The sequence below is a fragment of the Terrimesophilobacter mesophilus genome (assembly GCF_014200375.1).
Lineage (GTDB): Bacteria > Actinomycetota > Actinomycetes > Actinomycetales > Microbacteriaceae > Terrimesophilobacter > Terrimesophilobacter mesophilus.
On the sequence record NZ_JACHBP010000001.1, the window covers coordinates 865,143 to 876,155 of the forward strand.

The 11,013-nt window shown below is 66.1% G+C and carries 10 protein-coding genes; 2 read left to right on the forward strand and 8 right to left on the reverse strand.

All coding sequences use genetic code 11. The features are described 5' to 3' along the window. The first annotated feature begins 90 nt into the window (after nt 1-90). Complete coding sequence (locus BKA04_RS04300) at nt 91-381, forward strand: helix-turn-helix domain-containing protein (RefSeq protein WP_104095303.1); 291 nt, start codon at nt 91-93, stop codon at nt 379-381. Here the strand turns inward: BKA04_RS04300 and BKA04_RS04305 are convergent. Then, nucleotides 357-950 (reverse strand): hypothetical protein, encoded by a 594-nt coding sequence (locus BKA04_RS04305; RefSeq protein ID WP_104095304.1) that lies wholly within the window; start codon nt 948-950, stop codon nt 357-359. The genes BKA04_RS04300 and BKA04_RS04305 overlap by 25 nt on opposite strands. Before the next feature lie 176 nt (nt 951-1,126). Between BKA04_RS04305 and BKA04_RS04310 the strand changes: the two genes are divergently transcribed. After that, on the forward strand, nt 1,127-1,588 hold the full coding sequence (locus BKA04_RS04310; RefSeq protein WP_219818120.1) for an Rv3235 family protein: 462 nt from the start codon (nt 1,127-1,129) through the stop codon (nt 1,586-1,588). Nucleotides 1,589-1,591: 3 nt separating this feature from the next. Here BKA04_RS04310 and BKA04_RS04315 read toward each other — a convergent pair whose 3' ends face one another. From BKA04_RS04315 to mtrA, 7 genes are all read right to left on the reverse strand, one after another. After that, complete coding sequence (locus BKA04_RS04315; RefSeq protein ID WP_134542236.1) at nt 1,592-2,191, reverse strand: hypothetical protein; 600 nt, start codon at nt 2,189-2,191, stop codon at nt 1,592-1,594. A 178-nt stretch (nt 2,192-2,369) separates the two neighbouring features. Beyond that, a complete protein-coding gene (gene secA / locus BKA04_RS04320; protein ID WP_104095305.1) occupies nt 2,370-5,252 on the reverse strand; it encodes a preprotein translocase subunit SecA in 2,883 nt (960 codons plus the stop codon). A 102-nt stretch (nt 5,253-5,354) separates the two neighbouring features. After that, nucleotides 5,355-6,032 carry a ribosome hibernation-promoting factor, HPF/YfiA family gene (hpf, locus tag BKA04_RS04325; protein WP_104095306.1) on the reverse strand — a complete coding sequence of 226 codons (678 nt, stop codon included), beginning with the start codon at nt 6,030-6,032 and terminating at the stop codon, nt 5,355-5,357. 65 nt (nt 6,033-6,097) lie between these two features. Then, nucleotides 6,098-6,811 (reverse strand): ComF family protein, encoded by a 714-nt coding sequence (locus tag BKA04_RS04330; protein WP_167309664.1) that lies wholly within the window; start codon nt 6,809-6,811, stop codon nt 6,098-6,100. A 119-nt stretch (nt 6,812-6,930) separates the two neighbouring features. After that, complete coding sequence (locus tag BKA04_RS04335; protein WP_104095308.1) at nt 6,931-8,640, reverse strand: LpqB family beta-propeller domain-containing protein; 1,710 nt, start codon at nt 8,638-8,640, stop codon at nt 6,931-6,933. Then, on the reverse strand, nt 8,612-10,249 hold the full coding sequence (gene mtrB / locus BKA04_RS04340; RefSeq protein ID WP_104095309.1) for an MtrAB system histidine kinase MtrB: 1,638 nt from the start codon (nt 10,247-10,249) through the stop codon (nt 8,612-8,614). The genes BKA04_RS04335 and mtrB overlap by 29 nt, the downstream gene beginning before the upstream one ends. A gap of 19 nt (nt 10,250-10,268) precedes the next feature. Further along, nucleotides 10,269-10,949, reverse strand: coding sequence for an MtrAB system response regulator MtrA (mtrA, locus tag BKA04_RS04345; RefSeq protein WP_104096624.1), 681 nt, complete (start codon nt 10,947-10,949; stop codon nt 10,269-10,271). Nucleotides 10,950-11,013 lie beyond the last annotated feature (64 nt).

Here is an 11,013-nt window from a genome sequence, read left to right on the forward strand (position 1 = left end):
CCCGCCACTATGGTGGTGTTCCCGGGCGCAGACCATCGAAAGTTATCCACAGCCCGGTCCTGCGCCGGTGATCCCGCCGATAATCGAGGCATGAACGATCCCAGCCCCCACCCCCTCGCACGGTTCCTCACGATCACCGATACGGCCGACGTGCTCAACATCTCGGCCGGCCAGGCGTACTCGTTGGTCCGGTCTGGCGAGCTTCCGGCCATCAGGATCGGCAGCAAGGGGCAGTGGCGGGTGGAGAGGGATGTGCTCGAGTCCTACATCGAGGCGAAGTACGAGGAATCCAGGCGGTCGAGCCTCTGGAACCAGTCGGATTTCGGCAACGTCGCCGAATTCGCCTTCGGCGAGAGTCACCACCGCACCAGGAGCACCTGATCGATCGGGACGATGCGGTACTGGGCGACCGCGCTCGAGCGGCGAGGGGTACCCGCTTCGTGGACGGCGATGTCGACGTGGTCCCTTCCCACCCGATCGATCGTCCCGTGAACGGTGGCACCAACCAGAACCAGGTCGAGTTCGCATCGCCGACGACACAGGTCCCGAAGCACGAACGCCATCCCGAGCCGCACCGAAAGGCCGGTGTGTCCGGCGCGCGACGGGACGGCAACGCTGTTCGACGTCTGGTCCCGATCCAGGATGATCCCGCGGATCGAACGGAGCGGCACGATGACCTGAATGCGGTGCTCGGCCTCGCCCACGACCGAACCGGACAGCCAGTCCTTTCCCAGTCCGGACGGGGCGATTCTGATCAGCGAGCCGCCCACGTCCAGTCGCACGAGGTACCGGGCACCCGCAGAGTGCTCGTGAAGTGCCCACAGCCGGTCGCGGATGCTCATGCGCCCGATGCGCAGCCTCTCCTCCTCCGCCTGAAGGTCGCTGTCCTCAGCCCCGAGCTCGTGTTCGAGCTGACTTTCGAGGTCATCGAAGAGGTTGTTCCAGCGCATGGTGAGACGTTAGCCATCCGCACCGTCACGGGCGTGAGGTTATCCACAACCTTTCGTCACAAGGGTAGACAGAGTAGTCGAGACCTGCTTGAGTATTCCCGGGCATGTCCCCCGGATGCGGGTAGACAGCGCCAGGCCCATCCGAGCACCACTTCGTCTCACAGTTCGGAGCCCCGATGAGCAATGCCGTACCCCTCCCGCAGGACCTGCGAATTGTGAGGCACAGCCCGACCTCTGTCGCCGACACCGACCTCGAGTCCGATGAGTTCTTCGCGCACCAGCCGTCGTCGAGGGCAGCGCTTCCCGGCCCTCGCCCGCTGCTCGAGAACCTCACGCGATGCGTGATCGAGATCCTCGCCGGCGCCCGCGATCTCGAACAGATCTCCCGCTGGGTGACGGACGACGTCTACCGCCATCTGCTCAAGCGCGTCGTGCTCTCCGCACGGGCGCGGCAGGTCAAGGGCCGGGCTCCCGCGCGCCCCGCGTTCTCGATCGGGTCGATCTCGATCTTCGAGCCGAGGGATGGCGTCATCGAATCCGTCGTCATCGTGCTCGGGCGCGCTCGCGCCCGTGCCGTCGCCATCCGGCTCGAGGGGCTCGACAGCCGCTGGCGCGCGACAGCCATCAACGTGCTGTGAACCTCATTTGCAATCTGTCGGCATCAACCAATTCGGCTGAAGGTTCCCGTTTCCCATTGCGTCAACGGCAACCATGTTGACGGTGAGAAGATTACCCAGACTTGGTGACATGGTGAAGGAGACAGCCCAAGCACCGCCCCTGTCGGTCAGTGCAAGTTTTCCGTATCCACCAACGTAGGCATACACCGCAGTCACGGCGACATTGTCGGAAGCAGTCACTTGAATCGTCATCTGGCATCCGCCGGAAATGAAGTACCGCGAAGTAATGACCGGCGCCTCCATGTCGTACACGGGAATCGTGGGCTGCGGATCCGGCTTCGGCGGCGAAGTGTTGACGACTGGTGCTTTAGCCGAGGGTGACGGCAACGCTGGCAGCGTCGTTACCGATTTGGTGGCGTGAGCACTGGGCGTCACGCTTCCGGTTGTGGTGCTGATGGTGGCGGACCACGCCGTCGGCCACTGGAGATCGTCGTTCATACACGTTCCGCTGAAGCCGACTGAGCAGGTGACAGGAATGTGTGTGTTCGTTGGTCCCGATCGCGCAACGGCATCATCGCGCGCGACCACAATGCCAACGGTGATCACCAAAGCCAGGACGGCCATCAGGGCAATTCCAGCACGGTCGAAAACCTTGAGTGTGCGGGCACGGGCAGGTCCTCGCACTGTACGGTCCTCTGCCTGGATGGCTGCGGATCGACGCGACGGACTCGTCATGCGCGTTAGTTTAGTACCGTCGCATTCTCGAGTGTGGCTGCGCGATGGGAGCGAACGCGACGAACCCCTACCGCCCCTTGTTCTTCTCCTGCGCTCGGCGCTGGGCGCGGTTCTGCGGCGGCGGCTGGTTCGACGGCGGCCCGTCCGCGCGCTGGCCGAACGCGCCGCGCTGGCCGCTCTGCTGGTTCTGGCCCGGCTGCTGGTTCTGGCCGGCCTGCTGGTTCTGGCCCTGCTGCCCGCCGCCGAACGCCGCACTGACCTGGTTGGCCTGGGCCGCTGCCGCCTGCTGCGCCTTCGCCGTCGCGGCCTGCTCGAGCTGGCCGCGCTGGTTGCGCACCTCGACCCCTCCGCTGTCGGAGGGCGCGGAGTAGCTCAACCGCTCGTTCGCCTGGGCTCCCGGCTCGAGTCCCTTCGCGGCCACGTTCGGCAACTGCGCGGTCGCGCCGCCACTCGTCACCTCGACTTCGAGGTTGAACAGGAAGCTCACCGACTCCTCGCGGATCTGCCCCATCATGTTCTGGAACAGGGTGAAGCCTTCACGCTGGTATTCGACGAGCGGATCGCGCTGGGCCATCGCCCGGAGTCCGATGCCGTCCTTGAGGTAGTCCATCTCGTAGAGGTGGTCTCTCCAGCGGCGGTCGATGACCGAGAGCACCACGCGGCGCTCGAGCTCGCGCATCGCCGGCTCGCCGAGCTCGTCCGTGCGGCGCTCGTAGGCGAGCTTCGCATCCGAGAGGATCTCCTCCCCGAGGAACTGGCGGGTCACACGACCGCGCGAACCGGCCTCCGTGAACAACTCGTCGATCGTGATCGAGATCGGGTAGACCTGCTTCAACTCGCGCCACAGGGCGTCGAGGTTCCAGTCATCCGAGTGGCCCTCGCCGGTGTGGTCGTCGATGATCTCGTTGACGACATCCTCGAGGAAGCGCGCCACCCGATCCTGAAGGTCGTCGCCCTCGAGGATGTGGCGGCGGTCACCGTAGATGGCCTCGCGCTGGCGGTTGAGCACGTCGTCGTACTTGAGAACGTTCTTGCGGATCTCCGCGTTGCGCGCCTCGACCTGGCCCTGCGCGCTGCGGATGGCACGGCTCACGACCTTCGACTCGATCGCGAGATCATCCGGAACATTGCCGCGGCCCATGAGGGACTCCGCCGCCGCCGAATTGAACAGGCGCATGAGGTCGTCGGTGAGCGACAGGTAGAACCGGCTCTCCCCCGGGTCGCCCTGACGGCCGGACCGGCCTCGCAGCTGGTTGTCGATGCGGCGCGATTCGTGACGTTCAGTGCCGAGCACATACAGTCCACCGACCTCGACGACCTTCGCCGCCTCCGTGCTCACCGTGGCCTTCACAGCCTCGTACACGCCATCCCAGGCGGCCTCGTACTCCTCCGGCGTCTCGACCGGGCTGAGGCCCTTCGCGTTCATCTCCGCCACGGCGAGGAACTCGGCGTTGCCGCCCAGCATGACGTCGGTGCCTCGACCGGCCATGTTGGTGGCCACCGTCACCGACCCCAGACGACCGGCCTGCGCGACGATCGCGGCCTCGCGCGCGTGGTTCTTCGCGTTGAGCACCTCGTGCTTGATCCCGCGCTTTGCGAGCAGCTTGGAGAGGTATTCGCTCTTCTCCACGCTCGTCGTGCCGACGAGAACGGGCTGACCGGACTGGTGGCGGGCCGCGATGTCCTCGACGACCTGGCCGAACTTCGACTGCTCGTTCTTGTACACGAGATCCGACTTGTCCATCCGCACCATCGGCTTGTTCGTCGGGATGGCCACGACGCCGAGCTTGTACGTGCTCATGAACTCCGCAGCCTCGGTCTCGGCGGTACCGGTCATGCCGGCGAGCTTCTTGTAGAGGCGGAAGTAGTTCTGCAGGGTCACCGTCGCGAGGGTCTGGTTCTCGGCCTTGACCGCCACGCCCTCCTTCGCCTCGATCGCCTGGTGGATGCCCTCGTTGTAACGACGACCGACCAGGATGCGGCCGGTGTGCTCGTCGACGATGAGCACCTCCCCGTTCATGACGACGTAGTCCTTGTCGCGCTTGAAGAGGGCGGATGCCTTGATCGCGTTGTTGAGGAAGGAGATGAGTGGCGTGTTCGCCGACTCGTACAGGTTGTCGATGCCGAGGTAGTCCTCGACCTTCTCGATGCCGGGCTCGAGCACACCGACCGTGCGCTTCTTCTCGTCCACCTCGTAGTCGACCTCTGCCACGAGCTTCTTCGCCACCTGCGCGAACTCGTTGAACCACCGGTTTGCCTCGCCCGATGACGGCCCCGAGATGATGAGCGGCGTCCTCGCCTCGTCGATCAGGATCGAGTCCACCTCGTCGACGATCGCGAAGTGGTGGCCGCGCTGCACCATATCGCCGGCGCTCCACGCCATGTTGTCGCGCAGGTAGTCGAAGCCGAACTCGTTGTTCGTTCCGTAGGTGATGTCGGCCGCGTACTGTTCGCGGCGTTCGAGAGGCGTCTGGCCGGACACGATGCATCCGGTCGTCATCCCGAGCGCGCGGAAGATGCGGCCCATGAGTTCGGACTGGTAGCTCGCCAGGTAGTCGTTGACGGTCACCACGTGCACGCCGCGGGAGGCGATCGCGTTGAGGTATGCGGGCATGGTGGCGACGAGCGTCTTGCCCTCACCGGTCTTCATCTCCGCGATGTTTCCGAGGTGCAAGGCGGCACCGCCCATGAGCTGGACATCGAACGGACGCATCCCGAGCGTGCGCACGGCGGCTTCCCGAACCGCGGCGAAAGCCTCGGGGAGGAGGTCATCGAGGGACTCGCCCGCGGAGTAGCGCTCGCGGAGCTCGTGCGTCTCGTTCTTCAGCTCCTCGTCGGTGAGCTCCTTGAAGTCGTCTTCGAGCTGGTTGATGGCGTTCGCGAAACGTTCGAGGCGACGAAGGGTTCGTCCTTCCCCGACGCGAAGAACTCGTTCAAGCACATTGGCCACGGATAACTCCCATTACGATTTCCGGGCTGATCGCGGCAGGCTCACGCCGCTGTTCAGCCAACAACACAGCCTAACCTGCGACGCTGGGGGCTCGCGCAACCGTCACCGTCGCCCGCGGCGCTTCCCCTGTTCCTCGTTGTGCTCGAGGTCGAGGCCGATGACACCGTAATCCCAGCCCTTGCGACGGTAGACGACGCTCGGCCGGTCCGTCTCGGCATCGATGAAGAGGTAGAAGTCGTGGCCCACCAGCTCCATCCGGTACAGCGCATCGTCGACCGTCATGGGGGTGGCGGGGAACACCTTCTTCCGGATGACGACAGGGCTCCACTCCTCCTCCGTCTCCTCCTCGGCGATGATGGGGATCGCGCCGGTCGACACGCGTTCCAGGACTTCCGGGTCGACCGGTGTGATGTCGACGACCTTGAATCCGTCGCCGCTCGCCTCCCTCAGAGACACCGGACGGCGCTTGCCGCTCTTGTGCAGCTTTGTGCGGTCCTTCGCCCGGCGAATCCGCTCCATCAACTTGTCGAATGCGAGGTCGAACGCGGCGTACTTGTCCGAGCCGACGGCCTCCGACCGCACGAGCGGACCCGGTCCGATGAGGGTCAACTCCACCCGATCGTCGCCGGAGGACCCGTTCTTCTCGTTGTGGCGGGAGACCTTCACTTCGAACGCGAGCGCCTTGTCCGCGAGATGGGCGACCTTCTCGGATTTCTCTTCCGCATAATCGCGGAACCGATCGGTGATCCCGAGCCCCAGACCGTTGATGGAAACTTCCATGTCGTCCTCCCAGTCTTCTGCTGCGCGCCTGCCCAGCGAAACCAGGCGGTTGGATCGCGCCTCTTTCAGCCACCGTAGCCGCCGTTCCTGTGGATGTCACGTGCGGATTCCGCGCTGTCTCCGGCGACGCCATTCCTGCGCGGAGTCGAGGCGAGTGTTGCGGCCGCGACGACATCGCCGCCCGCTGCGCGAATCGCCCGCGCGGCCTCTGAGATCGTCGCGCCGGTCGTGACGACATCGTCGACGATCAGGAACCTGCGCCCGGAGAGCGAGACTCTCGCGGACATCGACCCGCGCAGGTTGGTCTCGCGATGGGAGCGGTCGAGCAGCTTCTGCTGGGCGACCGCTCCGGTGTGCACGAGCACGCGCGACCCTCGAAATCCCGCCGACCGGAGCAGGGTCTCCACGGGTGAGTAGCCGCGTCTCCTTCTCGCGGCGAAGCCGGCGGGCACGGCGCACACCTCGATGCCGGGGGAACCCGAGGGGGCATCGGCGACCGCGAGCTCCATGGCGGTGCGAAGGAGCGGGCCGAGCGGGCGGGCGACATCCGTCCTCCCGTGCTCCTTGAGCTGCAGGATGACCGTGCGGGCGATCTCCTCGTAGCGCGTCGCACTCGTGACCGCCACGCCGCAGTCCAGGATGCTGCGCGTCGCCTCGCCCGCGACGCCCACCCTGCACACGCCGCACAGCACGCGATCCGGCGCACCGCATCCTGCGCAGGAGACGGGAAAGAGGACGGCGACGGCGTCGAGGGCTGCCTCCCTGACCGCGTGGAGCATCCGGCCAGCCTGCCAGCGGCGGCGATCACGCCGTGGCTGATCGAGTCCCGCGGTGAGTTCCCGCATACGCGACCCTGTGTGGAGGAGCACCATGTGGCGACGCGTCGTGAGAAGGAGCGTCAGCGCTGGGTGGCGATGAGGTCCACTTTCGGCGTCGCCGATTGCCAACCGCTTCCGCGCGGCGATTGCAGATGCTTGTCCGCGCTGAGGACGCGCAGCCCCGTCTTGCCGTTACCCCCGACGATCGCCACAGAAGGAGACGGGCGGCCGAGCGACGTCTGCTGACCGCCGACCTCGAAGGCCGTCACGAGCGCGACGCCGTCCGACGCCGTGAGAGTCGCGATCGATGACTGGTCGATCCAGGCGGCATCGATGGCGTCATCCGAATCGATGTGGGCGTCGAGGACGGAGGGTCCGATGCTCGTCGGAATGTACCCATGGGAGGCGTCGCGAATGATCGCGGAAACGATGAGCCTCGGGCCGGCCGGAGTGTCGAGCAGGATCGCCACGCGGGAGTTGTCCTGCGCAATGTCGAGCGACACGATGCGGGCTCCTGCGGGCAGGCTGGCGGCGACCGGATGAGCGTCGCCGTTGAAATCGAACGCGACGATCGAATGGGGTGAGGACTTCTGAACGGACCAGACGAATCCGAAGTCGTCGATCGACGGAGCGATCAGACCGCCCCGATCGTCGAGCTTCTTCGGATCTGAATCCCCCGCCCGCACGAGGAACACACCGTCTGCGTTGAGGACGGCCGCCGCAGCGACGCCGACTCCCGTCGAGACGGCCAGCGGCGACAGCGCGACGATCTTGCTGCTGACACCGGAGATCTGGCTCACCTCGCCCGCCGCGAGATACCCGAACGCTCCCTCGGCCAGGACGAGCGGCCGCTGGTCGACCGAACGCTGCACGACCGGGCTGTCGGAGCCGAGCGGTCGGATGGCGAGGATCGAATCGGCGACCGAGATCTCCACGCTCGCGATGCCCGGCACAGAGGCCAGACTCTCCGAGAGCTGGAGCTGCATGAGCTGGCGTTGACGCGTGTCCGCTCCCGCCGCCTCCGTCGTGAGATCCACCTGGGCGACGGTGGAGTCGATCGAGACTGTCGTGCCAGGGGTCAGCTGGCTTCCGTCCGGGAACTGCGAGACGACGGCGCCCTTCAGCCACTCGGGTGGCCCGGCCAGCAGCGCGCTCACGATGCGCGTCGCGGTGGTACCGCCCGGAAACCATCTCTCATCCGGGACGAGGTATCGCAGGCTCAGGTCGTAGAAGTACAGCGCGTGCTTGCTGAAGATCGTGAGGAAGGTGCTGAGCGGGAGCACGATTCCCGGAGGAGCCTGGCTGATCCGCCACTGGTCCTTCTCCTTCACGAACTGGAACTGGAGCGTCTGGGTCGCCAGGCTCGCGGACGAATACGCGCCGAACTCGTCGAGTTGCGCCGAGGTCGTGAACGTGTAGTCCATCGTCTTCGAGTCCACCGTCGAGATCGTCGGGCTTCCGGTGCGGATGAACACGCTCTGGCGGGGGTCCCACTCCTTCTTGAAGTCCGAGCTCAGGAACTTGCGGGCGACGTCGTAGTCTCCCTGCGGGCCGGTGAACGCCGCCACGAACCCCTCGAGGATCGCGCGCTGGTCGGCATCCTTCGCAGGACCGAGCGGATTGAAGATGAAGTCGCCCGTCGGTTCATCGGTGAACGGGTCGCCGGCCTGCACCCCGCCGGATGTCGGAATCCCACCGCAGGCCGCGAGCGCGAACGACAGGACCGCGATGACCCCTGCCGCTACGAGTCGCGCGCCCCTGTCACGCCTCCCACTTGTTCGTCCAGTCATCGTTCACCCCCAAATCGTCGGTCGGCTCCGCGGGTGGAAGATCGATCGGCGACACCCGGATCGACCGCTCGAGGTCGCGCGGCAGGGTGAGCCGGAAGCACGTGCCGTTGCCGGGCTCCGACCACACGTCGAGGTAGCCGCGGTGCAGCGAAGTGTCCTCGAGCGAGATCGCGAGGCCGAGGCCCGTTCCGCCGATGGTCCGCTGCCGCGACGGGTCCGCCCGCCAGAACCGATCGAAGACCCGTGTGAGATCGTCGGTGGCGATGCCGATCCCATGGTCCCGCACGGCGAGCGCGACGGCATCCTCGTTGCTGTCGACGGAGACGACGATGGGTTTGCCCTCGCCGTGCTCGATCGCGTTCCCGAGAATGTTGCGCAGGATGCGGCGGATGCGGCGCGCGTCGACCTCGACGTCGAAATAGCCGCCGGCCGCGACCACGCGGATGTCGGAGCCCCTCTCGCTCGCGACGAGGCGCATCGAGTCCGCCGCGTCCTCGACGAGCCGGACGAGGTTCGTCGGCTCGACCTCGAGCTCGACAGCCCCGGCATCGAACCGGCTGACCTCCAAGAGGTCCGCGAGCAGGATCTCGAATCGCTGCACCTGCGTGTGGAGCAACTCCGCCGTGCGCGCCGTCGCCGCGGGGAACGTCTCCCGCTGGTCGTAGAGCACGTCTCCCGCGAGCCGGATGGTCGTGAGTGGTGTGCGCAGTTCGTGCGAGACATCCGCGACGAAGCGCTGCTGAAGACGTGAGAGCTCTCCGAGCTTCGTGATCTGCTCCTGGAGGCTGTCGGCCATCCCATTGAACGAGCGGGCGAGGGTCGCGATGACATCCTCTCCCTTTTCGGGGATCCGTTGTTCCAGCTGGCCGGCGGCGAGTTTCTCGCTCACCTCTGCTGCGACGCGCACGGGGCCGACGACGAGCCTCACGACGATATAGGTGACCGCGCCGATGAGGAGGACGAGGGCGAGCCCGCCGAGCAGGAGCGTCTGCTGCACGAACGAGAGGGTCTGCTGGGCGTCGCCGAGGTCGTAGACGAGGTAGAGCTCGTAGAACCCCGCGTTCGGAACTGTGAGAAGGGAACCGACGGCGATCGCAGGGCGACCGTCATTGAGTTCCACCGACTGCCACCAGACGCGCTCTGCTCCCCGGTTGCCCTCCACCGCCGCCTGGAGCTCACTGCTCAGGACGTAATCGGGGAACCCTCGGCTCTGCCCTGGCTGCATCGTGACGGGGGTCTGCTGCCCAGGCGTGCGGTAGATCGCGACACCGAGTCCGCCGGGGCTCGTCGTCGAACTGCGGATGGTGCTCTGGACGCTCGCGCTCAGGTACTCGAGGTCCGTGCGGGATGGGTCGGCCGTCGCGAGGTCGCTGTCGAAGACGTTCTGCGCCTGCTCCGTCGCCCTGCTCGACTCCGCAAGCACCTGCTTCAACCGGGAGTCGAAGAGGTTCCCGCCGATGCTGATCGACATGTACGTGCCGAGGATTGCCACCGCCAGCGCCGAGAGGACCACCGTGATGGCGACCGTCCGGAACTGCAGGCTGGCCCGCCAGACGTGGAGGATCCTCGCCGGGAACGACCGCCAGTCCGGCATCCGGACCGCCGGCATCCGGGGCGCCTGCGGCGAACTATCCGGTTGCGCCGGCACGATAGCCGACCCCGCGCACGGTCATCACGATCTTCGGGTTGTCGGGATCGTCTTCGATCTTCGCCCTCAGTCGCTGCACGTGGACGTTCACGAGTCGCGTGTCTGCCTTGTAGTGGTAACCCCACACCTGCTCGAGCAGCATCTCCCGCGTGAACACCTGCTGGGGCCGGGATGCGAGAGCGAGCAGCAACTCGAATTCGAGGGGGGTGAGGTTGATGCGCTCCTCGCCGCGGCGCACTTCATGCCCTGCGACGTCGAGCACGAGGTCGCCGATGCGCAGCGTGTCCGTGCTCCCGACCGGGGTCGGACGCAGGCGGGTGCGGATGCGCGCGACGAGCTCCTTCGGATTGAACGGCTTCACGACGTAGTCGTCTGCACCGCTCTCCAGGCCGCGGACGACGTCGGTCGTGTCCGACTTGGCGGTGAGCATGATGATCGGAACGCCGGACTCCGTGCGGATCTCCGCGCACACCTCGATGCCGTTCTTGCCCGGCAGCATGAGGTCAAGGAGCACCAGATCGGGGCGAGATGACTGGAAGACGGCGAGCGCATCGGTGCCGTCCGCGCAGAAGACCGGCTCGAAACCCTCGGTGCGCAGCACAATGCCGATCATCTCCGCGAGTGCGGTGTCGTCGTCGACGACGAGAATTCGTGCGGTCATCATTCCTGCTCTTCGTGGGCCCGTCGAGTCCGCCGGGCTTCGATCCTGCTCTCGCACAAGAGTA